This window comes from Chryseobacterium sp. NRRL B-14798 (assembly GCF_050470705.1).
GTDB classification, from domain to species: Bacteria; Bacteroidota; Bacteroidia; order Flavobacteriales; family Weeksellaceae; genus Chryseobacterium; species Chryseobacterium cupriresistens.
The window spans coordinates 4,993,288-5,013,991 of sequence record NZ_JBFLUL010000005.1 but is presented as its reverse complement, the minus strand read 5'-3'; the positions used below and the strand labels follow the sequence as shown (position 1 = coordinate 5,013,991).

Below are 20,704 nucleotides of genomic sequence, written 5' to 3'. Positions count from 1 at the left end.
TCTTCGATTTTCTTCTATATATCACGTTTTGTGATTCAAAGTCTTAATTTTCAGTGCTGTTAAAAAAACAAAAAAATTCCCCGGTTTTCCGGGGAATTTAAACTAATATGGAACTTTACAGGTGTTATTTGGTAAACAACATTTCTCTGTATTTTGTCATTGGCCAAAGCTCATCATCCACCATCATTTCCAAAGCATCAGAAGCTTCTCTGATAGGATCAAATAATGGTTTTACTTTGTTACAATAGTTTTCTGCCTGTTTTTGGCTGTCTGATATGGTTTTTGCAGCCTCTCTGGCTTTGATAAGATCTTCAACACCAAGCTTGATTTTAGAAACATTTTCAGAAATGCTTGTAATTAAACTCATTTGCTCTTTTGCCAGCGTTTTAAATTCTTTATCACCAAAGATATCTTTAAGACCTTTTACGTTTTCAATTAATCTGTTCTGATAATTTAATGCAGATGGAATGATGTGATTTCTGGCGATATCACTTAGCACTCTTGCTTCAATATCAATTACAGTAGAGTATTTCTCTAATTTAATCTCGTTTCTCGCTTCAACTTCTCTGTGGTTGAAAATTCCCATCTCTTCATAAAGGTCTAGGAATTTCTTGTCCATTTCCTGTTTTAAAGCTTCAGGAGTCGTCTTAAGGTTGTTCAATCCTCTTTTCTTAGCCTCTTTCGCCCAGTCATCAGAATATCCGTCACCTTCAAACATAATGTTTTTACACTGCTTGATGTATTCTCTCAATACATTAAAGATCGCTTCGTCTTTCTTAAGACCGGTTTCAATTAAAGCATCCACTTCTTTCTTGAAATCATTAAGCTGTTTAGCTGCAATCGTGTTCATTACGGTCATAGACTCTGCACAGTTTGCAGAAGAACCTACCGCTCTGATCTCAAATTTATTTCCTGTAAATGCAAATGGTGAAGTTCTGTTTCTGTCTGTGTTATCCAGCAGGATTTCAGGAATCTTACCAACTACATTTAATTTTAATTCTGTTTTCTCTTCCGGAGATAGTTTTCCGTTGGTTACTTTTTCAAGTTCTTCCAATACACTGAACAGCTGGCTTCCGATGAATACGGAAATAATTGCCGGCGGCGCTTCGTTGGCACCAAGCCTGTGGTCATTACTTGCAGAAGCGATACTTGCTCTTAGAAGATCTGCATATTCGTGAACCGCTTTAATGGTGTTAACAAAGAATGTCAAGAACTGTAAGTTTTTCTTTGGATTTTTTCCAGGGCTTAACAGGTTTTCACCAGTATCTGTTGCTAAAGACCAGTTGTTGTGTTTTCCGCTTCCGTTTACTCCTGCGAATGGTTTTTCGTGGAAAAGAATATGGAAGTGGTGTTTGTGTGCTACTCTTGCCATGATGTCCATCAACAAAGAGTTGTGGTCTACAGCAACGTTAACTTCTTCAAACATTGGTGCAAGCTCGAACTGGTTAGGGGCAACCTCGTTATGTCTTGTTGTTGCAGGGATACCCAATTTCATACATTCGATTTCCAGCTCTTTCATGAAGTTCATTACTCTTGTCGGAATAGAACCGAAATAATGGTCATCCAGCTGCTGTCCTTTTGCCGGAGAATGTCCTAATAATGTTTTACCTGTTAATACAAGGTCCGGACGTGATTGGTATAATGCTGAATCAACAAGGAAATATTCCTGCTCCCAACCCAAAGTAGGAGTTACCTTTGTTACATTTTTGTCAAAATACTGCATTACATTCGTTGCAGCTTCATCCACAGCGTTCAAAGCTCTTAAAAGAGGAGCTTTATAATCTAACGTTTCTCCTGTATAAGAAATGAAGATAGAAGGAATACATAATGTAGTTCCCATAATGAATGCCGGAGATGTAGGATCCCAAGCTGTATAACCTCTTGCTTCAAAAGTATTTCTGATACCTCCGTTAGGGAAAGACGATGCGTCCGGCTCCTGCTGGATAAGCATGTTTCCGCTGAATCTTTCGATGGCTCTACCTCCTTCGATTGGAGTGAAGAAAGAATCGTGCTTTTCTGCAGTAGTACCCGTCAAAGGCTGAAACCAGTGCGTATAGTGTGTTACACCTTTGCTCATTGCCCAGTCTTTCATCGCTACAGCTACCTGATCTGCAATATGTCTCTGGATTTTAGTTCCTTTTTTAATCGCATCCATGATAGAACCGAATGCTTCTTTTGTTAAATATTCTCTCATGGTTTCTTCTGAGAAAACATTTTTACAGAATAGCTCTGATAATTTCGCAGGGATCTCAACAGAGTTGTCTTTTCTGAAATCCTTAAATGGAAGGGTTTCTAATGCTTTGAATCTTAAGGTTGACATAATTGGGTTGATTTTTTACAGCGCAAATTTACAAAAAAAATGAATTGAAAACATTTTACCCCTAAAAATTTTAGGGGTGCTTTGAAAATTTATATAATCTAAACAAGTGTTTAGTGTTTTTTAAGAGGGTTGTTTTGTGATTTAAAATTTAGGATGTGAGAATTCACGCCTGTTTTATAGATGTTAATGTAAATATACTATATATTGTGCAAATTAAAATAATACGATGGGATTAAACGACTTGTTAAAAGACAGTTAAAATAAAGTGGGCAAAGATTTTGTATATTTGTGTGAAATTTATTTTATGACAAATTCTAGAGCAAGAGAAACAACAGAGGCTATTGAAAGACTATACATCTCTATGAGACACTTATTTTATAGAGGATTTTTCAAGCCGGGCGGAGTTTCAGGAGAAAGTATCAGAAGTTTGTTAAAGACCATCAATCCGGAAATTTATGGAACTATGAATATTCCAAGCAAATTGGAATTGGACGGTTTGATGTATGTACTGGACAGACTTCCGGAAGGAATTGAAGAATGTGCTTTTATTCATCTTACATCTGATGAAGGGTTTGATAAAGGAAGTTTCGAACCTATTGTTCCCAAGAAAAGAAGAAGAAACTGTTATAGAATAGACGAACACCAGATGAATATTGAGGTTCTTTTGGGCCGTTCTGAAATTTATGACATTCTTACCCACCTTACCTTCCTGTTTATAGAAGCTGATAAAATCCGTAATCTGGCATTCATCCAGGATGAAAACTGGAAACCGACACGTGCCTTCAAAATTATTGAAGAAGTAGTGAAGGGAGAAAAGAAATTCAGCAGAAAAGAAAAAGAAGTGGCACTTATTCATCTTTCTTCTTTAATAGGAAGATCTTTTGATGAAACTTTAAGAGCTTATAATACTTTTGGTGACGATCATAATCCTGACCGTCTGTTCAAAATCATTTACAACTTAGGAAAAGTAAGTCTTGATGATGCAAAAGGTAGCAGAGAAAGAGAAATTCATTTCAGTTCTATATTGAAAGAAAGAGTAGGGCACCATTATTTTGGAGAAAAATGGGCAAACAAAGTGAAGGAAGTTTTATTTGAAAACAATCTTCATATGCGTCCTTTACACATTATTTCAGCCAATATGCACTCGGTGAAAAATATGCTGTATGCCAATAATGCCCTTAAAAAGAAGCAGCACCACGAGGTAGATTATAAACTGTACGAAGAGATCTCCAATAAGAAAGAACTTCGTGATAAAGTTTTAAAATATGCTTTGGAGGAAGGGATGATTCATATTGCTGACAAGAGTGGAAGTAATATTGACGTTCAGATTATAGACCTCAGCAAAACAGATCTGAAAAATACACCATTTGCAGACATCAAGTTCTCAAGTGATGATGTAGTAATGGTTTTTGACTATGCCTTCGGAGAGCAGGCTTTCGAAGTAATGGACGAATTGCTGAGACCTTTTGAACATAAAGGAGAAGTATACATGATGCATGTAAAATCCGTTTCCATCATGGGTAAAGCAGGTATTCTTACCGGAGCGAAAGGTGATATCATGATCCCTACTTCTCATATTTTCGAAGGAACTGCAGATAACTATCCTTTTGAAAATGCCTTAAAACTGGAAGATTTTAAAGATGATGAATTAAAAGCTTTTGAAGGACCAATGATTACGGTGCTGGGAACCTCTCTCCAGAATAAAGATATCCTTTCCTATTTTATGAATACTTCATGGAAAGCTATTGGTCTTGAAATGGAAGGAGCACACTACCAGAAAGCTATTCAGGTAGCATCCAAGATCAGACACCATATTTCACCGGATTTGTTTGTCATGTATGCTTATTATGCATCGGATAATCCGTTGGAAACGGGAAGCACACTGTCTTCAGGAGGCCTGGGTCTTACAGGAGTAAAACCAACGTATCTGATCACTTTAAGAATCCTTGAAAAGATTTTAAGAAGCGGTAAGAAAGAAGCTTCGGCTAAAAAATAATTGTAATTCAATCATTATAATATCAACCTCAGATACTTTTGTATTTGAGGTTTTTTTGTAATTAGTTAAACACAAATATCACGAATTTATTTCACAAATTGCACTATTTTATTGTGTTTAAAATAGTGGTTTTCATTGGTGAAATTTGTGTTTAAATAAAAACCTATCTTTAGGAAACATAAATATATATTCATGAGTTCAGTTTCACAACTCGCCAAAAGATTCAGAGAAGTTTTGCTGGATGGTTTCTGGATCGCCAATACCAATTTTAAAGATCAGCTTTCAGAGGTGACCTGGGAACAGGCGGTAACAAAAGTAGATACTTTGAATACCATTGCGATGCTTACTTTTCACATCGATTATTATATTGCAGGTATTATCAATGTCTTTGAAGGAGGAGCTCTTGAGATTAAAGACAAATTCAGTTTTGATCTTCCTCCCATAGAATCTCAGCAACAATGGGAAGACTTGCTGAGTAAACTCTGGACGGATTCTGAAAAGTTTGCCACATTATTGGAACAGATGCCGGATTCCCAACTGGATGAGGTTTTCGTTGATGAAAAATATGGAACTTACCGAAGAAATATCGATGGAATGATTGAACACAGCTATTATCATCTGGGACAGATTACTTTAATCAAAAAAATATTAAAAACATATGAAAATAGGAGAAGCAACTTTTAAAAACTGTAAATCGGATTATTGAAAGAAAGCTCAAAAAAGAATTTAACAATTCAGATTAATATCCATCTAAAACCATAATAAACAGAATAAAACCTCGGGATAACTCCTATTTGAGGTTCTTATATAAATTACCTACCTTTAGAAAAAATAAAATTTTAAATGAGAAAATCGGCTGCAATCATTTTTGCGTTTATCATTTCACAATTTCAGGCTCAGCAAGGAGCTTATTATCAGCAGGCTGCGAAGTACAAGATGGATATTGATGTCAATGCTGAAAAATTTACCTATCAGGGAAAACAAACTTTAGAATACACCAATAATTCACCCGATGAGCTGAATGTGGTTTATTTCCACTTATACTGGAATGCTTTCAAACCTAATTCCATGATGGATCAGAGAGTGGCTTCCCAGGGAAAAAATGGGGACGGGAGACTGCAGAAAGATGGTATTTCAAGACTCGCTTCCATTCCAAAAGATCAGGAAGGAGCTCAGAATATCCACTGGATTAAGCAAAACGGGAAAGACCTTAAGTTTGAAGTTCAGGAAACCATTATGAAAGTGTATCTGGCAGAACCTATCAAACCTAATTCTACGACTACCTTTACAATGGATTGGGATGCTGTGATTCCTATGCAGATCAGAAGAAGCGGAAGAAACAACAGAGAAGGAGTAGACATGACCATGACGCAGTGGTATCCGAAAATTGCTGAATACGATTATGATGGCTGGGCCACTTTCGATTATCTGGGAAGAGAATTTCATGCACCTTTCTCCGATTTTGATGTTACCATTAAAATCAACAAAGATTATGTCGTAGGAGCAGGAGGAATTCTGGAAAATCCAACAGAAGTAAAAGGCTACGATGCCAATGCCAAAATAAAAACAGAAAAAGACAAAAAAGTGGTCTGGAAATGGACCGCAAAAAATATCCTTGATTTCGCATGGAGTGCAGACAGAGATTATTCTGTAGAAAGCTTCAATGTTCCGGAAGGCCCGAAAGTATACCTGGTGTATCAGAAAAATGATAAAACGAAAGCATGGGGTGAATCTCAGCCTTATATCACGAAATATTTCCAGATCATGAATGCTCACTTCGGGAAATATGTATATCCTACCTATGCATTTATCCAGGGAGGAGACGGCGGAATGGAATACGGGATGTGTACTATGATTTTAGGGGAAGCTAAAAGTGTTAAAGATTTGATGGGATTAATGGCTCATGAGGGAGCTCACTCATGGTATCAGCAGATGCTTGCCACTAACGAATCTGTACGTCCGTGGATGGATGAAGGCTTTACAAGCTATGCGGAAGGCTATACCATGTATCAGTTATTCCCTGAAGATCTTCCGAATCCTTTTGTTGAAAGATTGGATGCCTACAGAAACTTCGTTAAAAAAGGAATTGAAGAACCTGCCGTTTGGTTGGGAGATCATCATGATAACGGAACGTCTTACACTTATGCATCCTATGTAAAAGGTGAATTGTATCTGGTGCAGCTTGGATATATTATGGGAGAGCAGAATCTTGCCGAAACCTTAAAGCAATATTATGACCTGTGGAGTATGAAGCATCCTTCAGACAGGGATTTCCTTCACATTGCACAGAAAGTTTCAGGGATGGATCTGAAATGGTTCCATAATTACTGGATCAATACGACAAAAACTATCGATTACGGAATTAAGGATGTAAAGTATGATGCGAAATCTACCACCATTACCCTGGTTAATAATGGCCAGGTTCCGATGCCGATTGATTTTGGTGTGATGACGACCGATAAGAAAGTCGTTACCTATCAGATTCCGATGAATATGACCCATACATGGAAAGAAAAAGATATCTATGGTGAGTTTAAAACAATGCCTTACTGGCCATGGACTCAGAAAGAATATACCCTTACTATTCCTTACACAAAATCTCAATTGTCTGTCCTGGGAATCGATTTCAGCCAGAGAATTGCTGATGTGAATATGGAAAATAATTTTGTTGAAGTAAAATAATCAATAAAAAAGAGCTGTTTCATTTTGAGATAGCTCTTTTTGTTTTGACTATAGCATATTCTGCACTTTTGTTCTAATTTTGAAGTGCTATTTGCAATTTAATTTTCTCTATCTCTTTTATTGAATTAGTCATCTTAAATCCATTTTTATAATCTATAGTATGACTTTCTATAATGTAATGATAATTTCCATTCAGTTTTTCTTTTAAACTTGAGATAAGTCTTTTATCAACATCACCACCCAAGTCTGAATAATAAAATCGGATTAAATCCTTATCCCAAGGTTTTAACTTTACAGTTATTTTAATCACTTGTTTAATATTTTCAAAACTGCGGAAACATTTTATTAAATATTTATTTTCTCCGATTTTTTCAACGGTAATATTATCAATTATAAAATGACTTCCAGTAAGTTTTTGAGATGAAATGAATTGATAAATATTCTTGTCAAACTCTGTTTTGTGATGAAGTTCTATAAATTTATTATTTTCATTATCAAATATCTTTGCTGTTTTGTCTTGATATTGATACATGATATGGTTTTGATTTTCAGAGCTTATGAGGAATTGTGATTTATTGGGCTAAGACTGCTTTTTATTAGAAATTTATAATCAAATGTATAATTTGACTGTGCCTTCATACTAAAGCCAATTAGCAGAAATAAAAAATATATTATCACTTTTGAATTTCTATACATTTTTGTGTTTTTAAATTCTTATTACAAGAATAATTTTTTTTGATCAATTAACAATACACTTTTTAAAATATTTTTAAGCCCACGAATGCTGTGGATAGCAAAGTGTCTCATAGTAATTAAAATGTATCTCGTCTTGCTACAAACAGACCTTCGAGAGATTTTTGGAAACCTCATTTGGTTTCCCGCAGCTTGCAGGAACATTTCGGATATCTCCGGAAGTCTCCCCCAAGCTTGTTTTAAACCTCCCGAAGTCTCAGGAAGACTAAAACACTAGTATTTGTAACTTCCTAATGAGTTGTGCAGATTATAAACAGGTTTGTTTCGGATCCCCGAGAATTCTATGAATGATATTATTAAGTTCATTGTAATTTATGGGAGATTGGGGGTAGTTTTTATAAAAATGATTAAATTTAGTCCCTCAAACTCTAGTAGGAATTTCAATTATACATAATGAATTTCTTCTGAAAAATATGTCAATGAATTCAATCGTAATAAACGTAGGAAACAGCAATATCAGATTTGGTCTTTTCAATGGCGATAATTGTGATATTTCGTGGGTCATCAATACAAAACCTTACAGAACAGCAGATGAACTTTATGTACAGATGCTGATGCTCTATCAAACCTATAAAATTGATCCGAAAGAGATTGATAAGGTAATTATCGGATCCGTAGTACCTCAGCTTACCAAAGTAATGAGCTCAGGGATCAAAAAAATTCATGGAACAAATCCTGTGATTGTTGACAGAAATACTCCTTCCGGAGTACAAGCAAAATCTAAGCAGATGGGAACAGATATCTATGCCAACCTTGTAGCTGCACACAATCTGTACCCGAACAGAAAGAAAATTGTCATAGATTTCGGAACAGCCCTTACAGCAAGCTGTGTAGCTGAAACAGGAGAAACTTTAGGGGTAATTATTGCACCGGGAATTGTTACGTCTCTGAATTCGCTGATCAACCAGACTGCACAGCTCCCGGATATCGAACTGAAGAAACCCAAATCTGTTTTGGGACTGGATACGGTAACCTGTATGCAGAGTGGTATGGTATATGGCTTTCTTGGAATGGTAGAAGGCTTTGTCAGCCGTATCAACGAAGAAGTGAATGACGATTGTTTTGTAGTAGCAACGGGAGGTGTTTCCCATGTTTACAAACCCCTTACGGATAAGATCCATGTGATGGACAGGCTTCATACGTTGAAAGGTCTGTATTTCCTCGGAAAAGATTTATAAATTAAATGATTAAGGTTGAGGTTGGATCCAGCTGATACTTTAGTTCCTCAATCTTACAATTAATATAATGGAAAAATTTCCCGTACTACAAACCGAAAGACTGATCCTTTCACAGCTGGAAGAAAAGGATATTCCTTTTATCGTTGAACTTCTTCAGCATAGGATTTTTTCTGATCTTACTTCCAATATTCCTTATCCATACGTGGAAAATGATGCCAGATCCTGGGTGAAAATGTCAAAAGAAGCTTTTGAAAATAATACAGGGTATACGTTTGCTATCCGGAATAAAGAGGATCAGATCATAGGAGCTATCGGGCTGCATGACAGAGATGATGACAAAGCTGAACTTGGCTACTGGATAGGAATTCCTTACTGGAACAAAGGGTATGTAACCGAGGCTGCAAAAGCAATAATAGATTTTGGCTTTAATGAATTGAAGCTGAATAAAATTTTTGCTACTCATTTTCCTCACAATCCTGCTTCCGGAAGAATTATGGAGAAAGTAGGAATGGAGCAGGAGGCTGTTCTGATAAAAGAAGTGAAAAAGGACGGAGAATATTTTGATCTGGTGAGATATTGTATCTTAAAAGACTAAAGAGATTGTCTTACTATTATAAAATTGAAAGCCGGAGAATATCACTATCCTCCGGCTTTTGTTTTTAATTATCTTTTACTTTTAAAAAATTCTTTAACAATAGAAGAGCATTCCGTCTCCATGATTCCCGTAATAACTTCTGTTTTAGGGTGGAGAGAAAGATGTTTGTTGATAAAACCTCTCTGCTCATCACGCGCTCCAATAACAACCTTGGAAATCTGAGACCAGGAAAGCGCTCCTGAGCACATCACACACGGTTCCATCGTTACGTAAAGCGTACAGTCTTTCAGGTATTTCCCTCCCAGAAAGTTGGCAGCAGAGGTGATGGCCTGCATTTCTGCATGGGCAGTCACATCGTTCAGTGTTTCAGTAAGATTATGGGCCCTTGCAATAATCCGGTTGTTGGAAACCACTACACATCCGATAGGGACCTCATCTTTTTCTAAAGCGGCCTCTGCCTCCTGCAGCGCCATTTTCATATAATATTCGTCGGTAAACATTAATCTGTTATCGTTAAAGTTAAAGGAAGTTTAAAGCGGTAAATAGTAGGGTCGCCCTTCAGCATTGCCGGGGAAAATTTTTCCACCAGAGAATATAAAGCAATTTCTGCCTGTCTGTTAAAGGTAAAATTATCTCCCTGTGCATGAACATTGCTGACTGTTCCATCTTTTTCAACAATAAAATCCACATCCGTTTTTATCATCTTCTCTTTAGAATATACTCCGTCAACATACAGCAGATTGGCGACTTCCTGCCTTAAAGAATTGATACCTCCGGGATAATCCGCAATCTTTTCAGCATCTGCAAACTTTTCAGATGAGGTGAGCCTGGGATTTTTGATGGTTTGAAGGTCCTCCAGATTCCTGACTTTTAATAAAGCTCCGATCAGAGCATTGTTTTCAATGCTATCCATTTTTTTCATGAAGAAAAGGAAGTCTCCCTTTATCGCAGCTTTTTTTACCGTATTGGATTCTGCATCAAATTTCTTTTTAAACTCTTTATTCAGCATATTTCTGTGCTGGTTATAATAACTCTTTACAAGCCTGAACTCTTCTTTCTGCTGTGCGAGAAAAAAGGAAGAGATAAAGCAGCTGATGCCAATGAATAAAGTTTTCAATAAGGGTATATTTATGTAAATATAACAAAAAATATGAAATATATTCCTGATGATCAGCTTTCAAGATAACGGTTCAAAGATTCCTGTAAATGATTGCGGATCTCTTCAACTAAGGTTTTCGGTTCCAGAACGGTTACTTCTTTTCCGTAAGAAAGAATTTCCTGCATGAAATCATAAGTAGGGTGGAGGAAGAACTCAAAATAGATCTCTTCCGGCGTTTCTTTGGTTTCTTTCTGTGACTGATGAAGTGGGAAACTTCTGATGTACTCTCCCTGATGGCGGCTGCATTTCAATACAATGTTCTGCGGATTCTGTTCTGTCAGGTTCATCACTCCGAATGCATTTTTAAAGTGCTCTCTGAAGTTGTATTTGTATTTTTCCCTGAACTGATTTTTAGCCACATCAAGATAATTGATCCTGTCAAGCCCGAATGATTTTAAAACTTTGTCTTTGGTATCAATAGCAATAAGATACCATCGGTCTTTAGATTCTTTTAAAGCCAAAGGATGCACTTTTCTGGAGGTCATCAGTTTGTTCTTGTAATTGTAGTGTTCAAAACTCACAACTCTTTTATTTCTGATCGCAAAGAACAGGTCATAAAAATGTTCCACACCGGTTGGTTTGCGGCTTTCAAAAAAGATAAAATCTGAAAAGTCCGGATGAAGATTCAGGGCGTTGCTTACCTGGAAAGATTCAAGAAGTTTTTGATTGTATTCATCTACTTCCATAATCGGGCGGCTCTCGATATAATACCGGTTGTCACCCTTTTTTTTGTTGTGAATAGAGAGGTTAAAAAGATCGGAAATCTCCCGGATATCCCTCTGCAGGGTACGGATAGAGTAGCTCTTGATTCCCGCATCCTGGAATTCAAAAGAGTTTAAAAGATAGTCCTCCAGCTGTGAATAGGTAGCCGGAGAACTTTCTAATCTTTTAATAATTAAGGCATATCTTGTCAGATAAAAATCTTTCTTCATTTCTCTATTTTTTAGGGTGCAGCAACGCTGCATTCATGGTAAAGTTTTATAAGACAAATATATGCGGTTCATGCGACAAAACGTGTCGTGTTTTATTTTTTATTTATTCTATTTTTATTAGAAGGATGCCGTCAAATTACCATTTTCATCCCATTTTTTATAAGTGCCGTCGTATTCTACGTTGTTATGGGCTTTGTATTCTGTGTATTTTTTACCGTTTTTATGATAAGATCTGAACCATCCTTCCTGATAGCCATCTTTATATTCCTCTTCGCAAAAAAGCTCGCCAGTGTCATAGTATCGTAAAACAATACCTGTAAAAGGGCTGCCATTGTGATAATATATAGGAACTCCTCCGCCGTCTAAACGGTTACATGTTAACTCGCTTTCTTTTATTTTTAATGCCATGATTATTCGATTAATGTATTAAACAAATTTATTAAAATCCCATGAATCTAATTCCTGAGGTTAAATAATAACAATGGACACATGGAGGTTGTAATTTATCGGCAATTCTTAAATATCTGTTGTATCCGATAATATCATGAAAGACTGCTTCTCCCAGTTTTCCTTCAGGATCAATAGTAGTTAACAGCCTATCTAATGCTCTGATCTCTCCATGAGACCCCATTGCACCAGCCCTTAATATGTCAATTTCTTCAGCAGGAACCCCTTTCATTTTTAAACGGGCAATATGCTTTTCCAACCTTATTTTAAGAGTAGGGTGGATATTATCAATGAAGTTTTTATATACTTCACCTTTTCCTTTTCCTATTTCTGCTTTCAAAAAATTGGTTTCAGTTGAAATATACCTTATTCCATTTTTTACATAAATGAAACCACTTATCATTGTTTTTTCGAAAATAACACCAGCATCGAAAGTAGAAAGAATTTTGGCAGCATCTATATTCACCTTTTCTACGAGGCTTCTACCCCAATCCCCATATTTATTATAAGCTTCTGCTTCAGTAAGTAAATCTTTTAAATTACTTGTAGGATATATTTTACCATATGTAAGAAGTTCTTCAGCTGCTTTAATAAATTCCTTTGGGTTATTAAGGTGCTTCAACAGCTTGTTGGCCTCTTTATAAAACTCGGATTTTTGAGCTCTTGTAATTATTTCACCTTTATATACTATAGCAATCTCGTTATTAACTTCTTCTACAACCTTATTTTTTACAATTCTTTGAGTCTTGAACTGTCCTTCTATAAGGAACATGCCATATTTATTTAGCATTTTTGATTTAGCTTCGTTTACAAGACCTCTTGTTGCATCTATTAATTCCTTGTTTGTCAGGAGTACCTTAAATGTATTTTTGGTAAAGTTAGAAATTTCTCTTTCAAGCATTACTTTTACCATGCAGCTCATTACAAAATTCTTTACTTCTGCTCTGGTTTCTTCGGCTAATATCTTTCCCCCTATTTTGTATAATTGTTGTACTACGGCTGTTGTAGCTGTTGCATAACCTGCTGTTTTATAAATTTTCTCCCATATATCCAGAAATTCTTTCGTTAGGTTATCTTTGGCTAATTGAATTCCCAAATCTCCTAAGGCGATGGCTCCGTCTACAGCTACTAACATTCCCCAAAATGTAATAGAGCTGGCTCCTTCAGCAGCTAATAAACTTGTTCCAAGGGTTTCTACAGCTAATGCAATCGCCAGCATGTTTATTCCAATTCTGATTGCACTGGCCAGTCCTTCCATGTTTTTCTGATGCTGTTTATCATAGAGAAACAATGCAGGTACAAATAAGAGACTTTGAGTTTCTTCTTCTATAACAATAACAATATCAAGTGGATTTAGTTTTATTGCTCTTGTTGTAATGGTATTACTACCAATATCCATGATAACACTTCCGGTATCTATTAATTGTTCGTCTGTAATATATTTTTGTTGAACATAGTATTTGTTTTTATCCTCTTTTAGATTGGACTCTATTTTTTCCAGACTTACAAAAGATTTTTTTCCAACTGAAAAAAGATGATTAGTAAAAGTGAAATTATCTTTTGCGATATGAGAGAATGAATTAATGATACTTATAAAGGCCATTCTACAAGGAACCTCCTGGCCCATAAAAGCTATCTCATCATCCAAAGCATGATAGAGGTTAACTACAAAACTTTGGTTTTTATTGAATTGTTGCATCAAAAATGAGATTCGTTGAGGAGTGTTAAATGCAAATAATGCTTTCATTAACGCAGGACTGGCATCTCTTACAAAGCTGAAAAAACCGTTTACATCATAGCTGTAAAAAGAACAAATGTTTTTCCATAAGACTTCAGGTTTTAAGCTGGATAATGTGAAATCAGGGGCGTTTTCATATAACCAAATAAGTTGTTTAATATCTGTAGTCCTTTCAATTAATGGAATATATTTGTTGTTAATTAATTGTTGAAACCATTCAGGGGTATCTCCTTGGATCTCTTTGATTAAGTAATATATATCCGTAATGTTTTCACTGAAAAACATAATGCCAACATATTTATCATTAATGCTAAATGCATTTTCTGAAGTTGTTGACTGTACAGAATTCCGATAATGTTCTGTATTTTTATAAAAGTATGCTGCCTTACACTTAATTTGTTCTTGGTTGCTGTCAATTTGAAAAGATATTGATATTGTACTGTCAATATTATCTATTTTTCTATTGATACCACAGCTAATCGATGTTGTAATTTTCTGTTTATAAGAGTTGATATAAGAAAAAGGAATTGTCTCATTAACTTTTCTCTTTACATCAACCACACCATCTGTACCAATTACAACACTTTCATTAATTATTTTTGTTGGGGCAATAAAGTTAGTCCAGTCTAAAGGTTCTTCTGTGCCAGTCTTCAAGTATTTAACTATCTTAGAAAAATCAATTTTTTCATTTCTTTCTAATCCATAAAAATCTTCTGAATATTTACCAGTTTTTTTTGGGGGTAGCCCTAGCGGAGGAATTGCTTTTATGATTTGAGATGGAGAGGAAATATCCTGTATTTTTGGAACTTTTAATGCTTTTATTGTGCTCATCTTTTTAGTTTTTAATGTTATGAGAAATAAAATGGCGGATTAACCGCCATTTTGTTGAATAAATATTAGCCTAAAGTGCTGGTGTCTTTTTCTCCATGCTGTAACTGTGCATCTTCATCTAATCTGAAACTTGTTTCAAACTCCAGTTCTGATGGGTTTTCACAATTCTCAGGGGCATTTTCAGGGAAAATCGGTAATGGCTGATTTACCGGAAGTCCTGTAGATTTATCCTGAAGGATCGTTAGGGTAGTAGGGATTCTGGTAATCCAGTATTTACCCTGAGGCTCTCCGGTTGGCTGTCTCATTTCGTCCACGATACTCATGTACATTGGATCTCCGATTACCGGAACAGAACCGCCATTCCAGATCAATCCTGTTTCAAGGAAGAACTGAACAGCTGCTTCGAAACCTGGTTTTACGGTAACGATAATCCTTGCCATACCTGCCTGTAGGAAACTTCTGAACAATGGGTCCATACTTTCGCTGATATAGAATTCCTGCCAGCTCTTACGGTTGGCCCAATAGTAAGGATAGAAGGTGTAATCCATGATTTCCCATTCAAATGCCTGCTCCATGAACTTGGCAAGGGCTGTATATCTGTCCAGATTTTCATTCAGGTATACCTGGAAATTATCCATGGTTGTTTTCTCATCAGCACCATTGGTTGTTTCCTGACCTAATGTATAAAGGTAATCCTGTAATAAATAAGCGATACAGTTGTGCTTTAAGACATCATGTTCCATATAACGGTAGAAAGTATCCTGTCTTTCTTTAAGCTGAGCTTCTTTTTCTTTTTGCTCTGCATCCAGCCTTGCCTGATCTTCCTGGAATTTGGCATAAGCAGCTTCATAGGCTTTAATAATATCATTAAAACTGTCTGTTTTCCACTTGTTGATAAAGGCATCGCTCAGCTCACAGTTCACAACAACTTTGATGGTATAACTTCTTACGTTGTGGCCCTTCACCTGAAAAGATACATTACCTGTGATATTGAAACCAGATGACCCGTCGTCAAAATTAAGGTCTCCACCACGTTCAGAACGGCCAATCATATCTCCTTTTAAGTTAGAGAACATCACTTCAGAATAACGTGACCCTGACCATCCACCACCTCTGTTTCTGGTTGATCTGCAGGCAAAGCTTGCATTTTTTCCGGCATAATTGTCCGGGATGGTAAACTGTGTATAGTCAATTCCAAAATCATCATTTGTCTGAGGAACGCTGGAAGCAGTATGAATTACTTGTTTGGTTGCTTCCGGGAATGCCTCTAAAGTTACTCCGTATTCCTGAGCCCAATGCTGGATCTGTACAATCGTTGCAGATTTTGGATCTGCCATTAACCATGGTTCCGGTGCTTTTCTTGGATCTACAGGAGCTTTAAGTACCTGAGCTTTGGCAACAGTAAGAGCCAGACGGTGTAATCTTGAAGGTTCAGGAACCATAAATTCAAACATCGTACGCTTACCATAGTTGTAGATCTGGTTTTTCATTTTCTTGTCGATCCATCTGTAAACTCCGGTAATGTGTTTAGGCTGTGCAGCTTCAGCATTATCAGTGTTGGTTACCTTTCCTCTGTTATCATATTCATGAACATTGGTTTCCGTATATTCCTTGATGATTTTCTGAACTCTTTCTTCTGAAATTTTAGTAAGAACTCTTTCCATTGCTCTTTCTGTAATTTCCTGAGATTTCATTACGGCTTGTCTTGTACTGTCGTGCTGTGCTGAGTTATTGGCATAATCTGCTCCGATTTCAAACTTCATGGCACTGTCATTTCCATAGCTGAATCTTGTGTAGGCAGAAATACTCTGCTGCTTTTCAATTTCTTTCGCAACTTCGGTCTGCATATCCGTTCTGGAAGTTTTGGAAGTGTCTGACATCTTCTCTGTTTCCTGAGATTTGGAAGTTGTATCCGTAATTTCAGAGTACTCTCTGGAAACGGAAGACTTATGTCTCAGTTCGCTTGCCATAACGTTCTCAATATTGGAAACCTCTCCCGGAACATAAGCGTGAACACTTTGCACGACCTTCATATAATCTGCTACTCCCAATCTTTTGATCCCGAAGTTTTTACGTTTTTGGGTTGTACCTGGTTCAGGTGTACCTGGGTTTTCAACTGCTGCACGTTTTAAAGTCAGCATTCCGGTAAGATTTAAGTCTTCTTTCAGATATTGTGTGGCAATTTCTCCATAGGCCTGGCTTCCGTTATCAAAAATAATTTCTATTTTGAAACTAAAGCTGGTTCTGAATCTGTTTACCAAAGCCGCAGGTAAGGTAATTTTATTATCAACTACAGAAATATTGCTGTAATTTTCTTCGAAAGTTCCGGCAGCATCTGTTGTAGCCGTAATTTTAGCATTGGCAACGCTCCACGAAACATCTTCAACCTCAAAAGAAAAATTAACAAATCCTCTGCTGCCTGCTACTACGTAAGCACTGTGAGCATATAAGCTGTATGCCATCGGTGTTCTGGCTGTATTCTGAATAAGAGGTATTGAAGCTCCGCCGATATTGGCATACTGCTGTTCCGGAAGAGGGCTGTTTTGAAGTGCCGTCTCCATGGAAGCAGAGATATTGTTTCTTACAACAAGTAAAGCATCAGCATAGCTTTCAATCTCATCATCAAGAACAATGGTCTGAGCACCCATTCTTAAGGTGTCGTGCGAAAGGATCTGAAGGTTGTCTGTATCTTCTGCCACAGAAGTTAAGCTGGTTGTAGATTCACCGAAAAGTTCTACAAAAAGGTCGAAAGATTCCGGAGAAAGCTTTGCCTGCAAATCTTCCAAATTGATTTCATTTTTGTACGTAAATACGAAAGGAGCAACTTCATATTCTTTCAAAGTGCTGTAAAGGCGTTCTTTTTCTTCTTCGGACATGTCCGGAGTGATTTTACTGTCTACTTCTGCCAGCTTTCTGTCATACAGTTCCAAACGCTCTTTGTTTTCTGCCATATATTTGGAATACTCATCTTGATAGGCCTGATATCTGGATTTATGGAACTTTTTCTGAAGTTTTTCCAGTTCGGAATTCAGTGTGTTCAGAGATTCCTTTCTGTGGATCGCTTTGCTGGATACAAAAGAAGCTCTTGCTTCAGATTCTAATCTTTGAACCGTTCTTGCTGCCAAAGCAGGCTCGGAACCTTCAGCGTTTGCAGATGAAACTAAAGATGCCGTTTCCGTATCCTCTGAAAATAGAATGGTAGGAAGTATAATTTTTCCATCCATTGCCTTCTCCAATGGTTTTTCTCCATTAATTTTGATGATTTCCTGATCAGTAAGGTCCTGATTGCTGGCAAAGCCAAGCTGAATAGCCATTAAAATGTGGCTGATGGCTTCTTTAATATAGAAATCTCCCTGGGTAACAATCTGATAAATATAATTATTCCAAAGCTGGGAAAATATAGCAATTCCTTCTGCGTTCAGCTGTCTGTTGGTATTAATAAGGCTTTTGTAATAATCCGTAACGAACGTCCAGTCAGCGCTTTCTAATGTTTCTTTTTTAGAAAGCTTTCTTCCGATCATCAGAAGGTCTTTAAATGCTCCTTCTTCGATTTTCTTCTCGCTTTCGAATCCGGAATTGTTAAACTCACCGGCAGCCCTTTTCATAGCTGTAAATTTTAAAGTTTTGGCAGGTCTTCCAACGACTGCTGTATCAAAGACACCGGTGACTCCTTTAGGTCTGTGGATAAATCCTAAGTTTTTGTCTTTAATTTCTGTTAATTGCGGGTTTCTCAGACTTACAAATCTGAAAAGTGATTGTGATGCGTTATTGGTATTCATAGGGTTTGTTTCTTTGTAGTTAATAATTCCTTCTCCTATTAGGGATTTTCCGACAGTAAATGCTGATTTTACTGTTGATGTATTATTTGTTGACATGGTTGATTATTTTTTTGTGTATTCAAGGGTTAGGGTAAATGAATTGATAAGAGAATAATTGTAATCAGTTACATTCAGCAGCTCAATAATGGCTCTTTCTCTTTCGATTGTGATATAGGCTTTTGTTCTCCATTGGTTACCTGCAAATGCAGCTTTAAGATCATCCCATTCTGTAAACATTTCATTGGAGATAATGGTTTCAAGGTCCGGGAATTCAGGTCTCAAATCGATTTCACCTGTTCTCGGAATCTGATTCAGATACAGGGTCTTTTTATAAACAGGCTTACCGTTAATCCATTTTCCGCCTGTCAGTTCTTCTTTGGTGCTGTAGGAATGCTGTTTGTCTGCATATTGTTTCTGGATGTAATCATTTTCCTGGGCATTGTCTCCAAAATAAGTTTTAGAACTTAATCCTCTGGCATTTGATACCTGATGCTCTACCATAACAGGTTCATCTGGATAATTGCTTACCATGATTCCTTTTCCGTCAGAATGATCGGTAAAGCTCGTTAAAGAAGCTCCGGCATTACTTAAACTAAGTTTTGCACCATAAGCTCTTGCCAATACACCGTAATCTTTACTGACATCTAAATTCGATTGTATAGAATTATCTACACTGCCTGATGTGATCAAAACTCCGCTTGGAAAGAAACCTACCTGGTTTTTAATTCCGTCCTGAGTATTGATTTTATAAAGAAGAGATTCAATTTCCGGTGCTTCGGCATTCTCAAACTGAATATGACCGGAAACGGGATTGTTCACTTCTGTTCCTGTGAGAGGAATGCAGTTCTGGAAGTCGGAAAGGTTTTTATATCCCAATACATTACCGGCATTCAGGACCGCTACTTTTGTATAGGTATTATCGGCCAGTGGAGTTCTTCTTGCACTGATTACAGCATCAAAATCCAATGTTCTTGCGGCAAAATCTCCACCAATTAATGGAGTGACAAGATCGTGACGTCTTGCTACCGGATTGGATTCAATCACCAGCTTGTTAAATATTGAACCTCCTAACGGGGCATTACAGCCGATAACGACGTTGTTATCTCCCCAAACACCCATTGCATGAGTAGTAGACGCTGCATTGTATCCGATGAAAGTATTGGAACCCCATGCACCTGAAGTCGTCGCTTTTCCATGAATATACCCTGCAAAAGCACCTAAAAAAGTATTCTGGGTTCCATTAGTTAAGGAATAAGCAGCTCCAAGACCCAGCGCGGTGTTATTGGTTCCGGCAATATTTTTGTTTCCTGCCTCATCTCCGATATACGTATTTCCGTTTCCTGTTGTTGTTTCAGTTCCCGCCTGTGTTCCGAAAAAAGCATTGAAATTACCCGTGGTAAGTTTAGCTCCGCTTGAAACACCGGTTGCGGTATTCCATCTTCCTGTTGTGGTTTCATTTAAAGCATAAGAACCAAGTGCTACGTTATTTGCTCCGGTGGTTAATTTTGATAATGTATTATAACCAATTCCCAGTCCGTAAGCTCCGGTGTGATCCGTGTTCAAATTTCCAAACCAGAAGGAATACGTTGTAGGACTGAAATTGATTTCGCCTGCTCTGCCCTGGCTTGGCTGAAAAATAATAGGCTTGGTTGTTCCGTTACCTCTGTCGATGACATTTTGTAAATTATCATTCCCGCTAAAAGTGGGTTTGTCAGAAAGGTCATTATAACTGCCTGTTACAGCTACTTTTTTCAGGATAACTTTTTCCTGTCCTTCCTGTGACAATGTAACACTTCCATCTGCATTGGTGGTGGGAGTGATACTGAATTCCGAAAGATTAATCTGAAAGGCAGAGCCGTCATTCTGGGTAATGGTAATAATATTTTGAGAGGCGTCATATACTGCGTTTTGAATACTGATATCACGGGTTACCAAACTGCTTAAATCTACCGATTTACTTTGCTGGACACCATTCTCACCTGTATAAAATACCGTTAAGATATTTCCATTTAATTGCGGAGCCTGAATAGCTGTCTGCGTTTCAATTTTTTCTTTCCAAAGCTGAGCATTCTGCGGATTTATATTGGATGCATTTGCATCTGCTTTTTGTGACAGATCATAATCTAATTGAGCTGCAGGAATCTTTTCATCTTTGTGCCAGTATGAATCATGCCATTCCCAGAATTCTTCCTGTACCGGGATATCTCCGTTTTCGAAATATTTTTTTAATTCTTCTTTTGTTTTCATTTTTCTAA

Annotated in this window: 14 protein-coding genes; 5 read left to right on the top strand and 9 right to left on the bottom strand. The window is 37.0% G+C overall.

Annotated features, from left to right (window positions below; translation table 11 throughout):
* Positions 1 to 124: 124 nt before the first annotated feature.
* Positions 125 to 2,320 carry a glutamine synthetase III gene (locus tag AB1278_RS22940; RefSeq protein ID WP_137904454.1) on the bottom strand — a complete coding sequence of 732 codons (2,196 nt, stop codon included), beginning with the start codon at positions 2,318 to 2,320 and terminating at the stop codon, positions 125 to 127.
* 304 nt (positions 2,321 to 2,624) lie between these two features.
* On the opposite strand from AB1278_RS22940, the gene AB1278_RS22935 reads away from it, so the two are divergent.
* The 3 genes from AB1278_RS22935 to AB1278_RS22925 all read left to right on the top strand — a co-directional run bounded on the left by AB1278_RS22935 (position 2,625) and on the right by AB1278_RS22925 (position 6,998).
* Entirely contained in the window at positions 2,625 to 4,316 is a 1,692-nt protein-coding gene (locus tag AB1278_RS22935) for a DUF6909 family protein (RefSeq protein WP_202841869.1), read from the top strand.
* Positions 4,317 to 4,508: 192 nt separating this feature from the next.
* Positions 4,509 to 5,000 (top strand): DUF1572 domain-containing protein, encoded by a 492-nt coding sequence (locus tag AB1278_RS22930; RefSeq protein ID WP_202841867.1) that lies wholly within the window; start codon positions 4,509 to 4,511, stop codon positions 4,998 to 5,000.
* A 159-nt stretch (positions 5,001 to 5,159) separates the two neighbouring features.
* Positions 5,160 to 6,998 (top strand): M1 family metallopeptidase, encoded by a 1,839-nt coding sequence (locus tag AB1278_RS22925; protein WP_202841865.1) that lies wholly within the window; start codon positions 5,160 to 5,162, stop codon positions 6,996 to 6,998.
* 73 nt (positions 6,999 to 7,071) lie between these two features.
* On the opposite strand, the gene AB1278_RS22920 is transcribed toward AB1278_RS22925, so the two are convergent.
* On the bottom strand, positions 7,072 to 7,530 hold the full coding sequence (locus AB1278_RS22920) for a hypothetical protein (RefSeq protein ID WP_202841863.1): 459 nt from the start codon (positions 7,528 to 7,530) through the stop codon (positions 7,072 to 7,074).
* Positions 7,531 to 8,170: 640 nt separating this feature from the next.
* Between AB1278_RS22920 and AB1278_RS22915 the strand changes: the two genes are divergently transcribed.
* Both AB1278_RS22915 and AB1278_RS22910 read left to right on the top strand, forming a co-directional pair.
* Positions 8,171 to 8,929, top strand: a complete 759-nt coding sequence (locus tag AB1278_RS22915; protein WP_110009141.1) for a type III pantothenate kinase — start codon at positions 8,171 to 8,173, stop codon at positions 8,927 to 8,929.
* Positions 8,930 to 8,996: 67 nt separating this feature from the next.
* On the top strand, positions 8,997 to 9,524 hold the full coding sequence (locus AB1278_RS22910; protein ID WP_202841861.1) for a GNAT family N-acetyltransferase: 528 nt from the start codon (positions 8,997 to 8,999) through the stop codon (positions 9,522 to 9,524).
* Between the two features lie 68 nt (positions 9,525 to 9,592).
* On the opposite strand, the gene AB1278_RS22905 is transcribed toward AB1278_RS22910, so the two are convergent.
* The 7 genes from AB1278_RS22905 to AB1278_RS22875 form a co-directional block, all read right to left on the bottom strand.
* On the bottom strand, positions 9,593 to 10,024 hold the full coding sequence (locus tag AB1278_RS22905) for a nucleoside deaminase (protein ID WP_114822261.1): 432 nt from the start codon (positions 10,022 to 10,024) through the stop codon (positions 9,593 to 9,595).
* Positions 10,024 to 10,641: a hypothetical protein gene (locus tag AB1278_RS22900; RefSeq protein ID WP_238349667.1), complete on the bottom strand. Its 618-nt coding sequence runs from the start codon at positions 10,639 to 10,641 to the stop codon at positions 10,024 to 10,026. The genes AB1278_RS22905 and AB1278_RS22900 overlap by 1 nt, the downstream gene beginning before the upstream one ends.
* A gap of 53 nt (positions 10,642 to 10,694) precedes the next feature.
* A complete protein-coding gene (locus AB1278_RS22895) occupies positions 10,695 to 11,615 on the bottom strand; it encodes a helix-turn-helix transcriptional regulator (protein WP_137904446.1) in 921 nt (306 codons plus the stop codon).
* A gap of 117 nt (positions 11,616 to 11,732) precedes the next feature.
* Complete coding sequence (locus AB1278_RS22890) at positions 11,733 to 12,023, bottom strand: hypothetical protein (RefSeq protein WP_034691694.1); 291 nt, start codon at positions 12,021 to 12,023, stop codon at positions 11,733 to 11,735.
* A 31-nt stretch (positions 12,024 to 12,054) separates the two neighbouring features.
* Positions 12,055 to 14,631, bottom strand: a complete 2,577-nt coding sequence (locus tag AB1278_RS22885; RefSeq protein WP_202841858.1) for a hypothetical protein — start codon at positions 14,629 to 14,631, stop codon at positions 12,055 to 12,057.
* Positions 14,632 to 14,696: 65 nt separating this feature from the next.
* Complete coding sequence (locus tag AB1278_RS22880; protein ID WP_429817216.1) at positions 14,697 to 18,506, bottom strand: hypothetical protein; 3,810 nt, start codon at positions 18,504 to 18,506, stop codon at positions 14,697 to 14,699.
* A gap of 6 nt (positions 18,507 to 18,512) precedes the next feature.
* Positions 18,513 to 20,696 carry a hypothetical protein gene (locus tag AB1278_RS22875; protein WP_429817213.1) on the bottom strand — a complete coding sequence of 728 codons (2,184 nt, stop codon included), beginning with the start codon at positions 20,694 to 20,696 and terminating at the stop codon, positions 18,513 to 18,515.
* Positions 20,697 to 20,704 lie beyond the last annotated feature (8 nt).

What these genes read in the sequence shown, in the direction of transcription:
- AB1278_RS22885 (WP_202841858.1), bottom strand. Translation starts at nt 14,631, where the DNA reads ATGAGCACAATAAAAGCATTAAAAGTTCCAAAAATACAGGATATTTCC.
- AB1278_RS22895 (WP_137904446.1), bottom strand. Translation starts at nt 11,615, where the DNA reads ATGAAGAAAGATTTTTATCTGACAAGATATGCCTTAATTATTAAAAGA.
- AB1278_RS22915 (WP_110009141.1), top strand. Translation starts at nt 8,171, where the DNA reads ATGAATTCAATCGTAATAAACGTAGGAAACAGCAATATCAGATTTGGT.
- AB1278_RS22930 (WP_202841867.1), top strand. Translation starts at nt 4,509, where the DNA reads ATGAGTTCAGTTTCACAACTCGCCAAAAGATTCAGAGAAGTTTTGCTG.
- AB1278_RS22940 (WP_137904454.1), bottom strand. Translation starts at nt 2,320, where the DNA reads ATGTCAACCTTAAGATTCAAAGCATTAGAAACCCTTCCATTTAAGGAT.
- AB1278_RS22935 (WP_202841869.1), top strand. Translation starts at nt 2,625, where the DNA reads ATGACAAATTCTAGAGCAAGAGAAACAACAGAGGCTATTGAAAGACTA.
- AB1278_RS22910 (WP_202841861.1), top strand. Translation starts at nt 8,997, where the DNA reads ATGGAAAAATTTCCCGTACTACAAACCGAAAGACTGATCCTTTCACAG.
- AB1278_RS22890 (WP_034691694.1), bottom strand. Translation starts at nt 12,023, where the DNA reads ATGGCATTAAAAATAAAAGAAAGCGAGTTAACATGTAACCGTTTAGAC.
- AB1278_RS22920 (WP_202841863.1), bottom strand. Translation starts at nt 7,530, where the DNA reads ATGTATCAATATCAAGACAAAACAGCAAAGATATTTGATAATGAAAAT.
- AB1278_RS22880 (WP_429817216.1), bottom strand. Translation starts at nt 18,506, where the DNA reads ATGTCAACAAATAATACATCAACAGTAAAATCAGCATTTACTGTCGGA.
- AB1278_RS22875 (WP_429817213.1), bottom strand. Translation starts at nt 20,696, where the DNA reads ATGAAAACAAAAGAAGAATTAAAAAAATATTTCGAAAACGGAGATATC.
- AB1278_RS22905 (WP_114822261.1), bottom strand. Translation starts at nt 10,024, where the DNA reads ATGTTTACCGACGAATATTATATGAAAATGGCGCTGCAGGAGGCAGAG.
- AB1278_RS22925 (WP_202841865.1), top strand. Translation starts at nt 5,160, where the DNA reads ATGAGAAAATCGGCTGCAATCATTTTTGCGTTTATCATTTCACAATTT.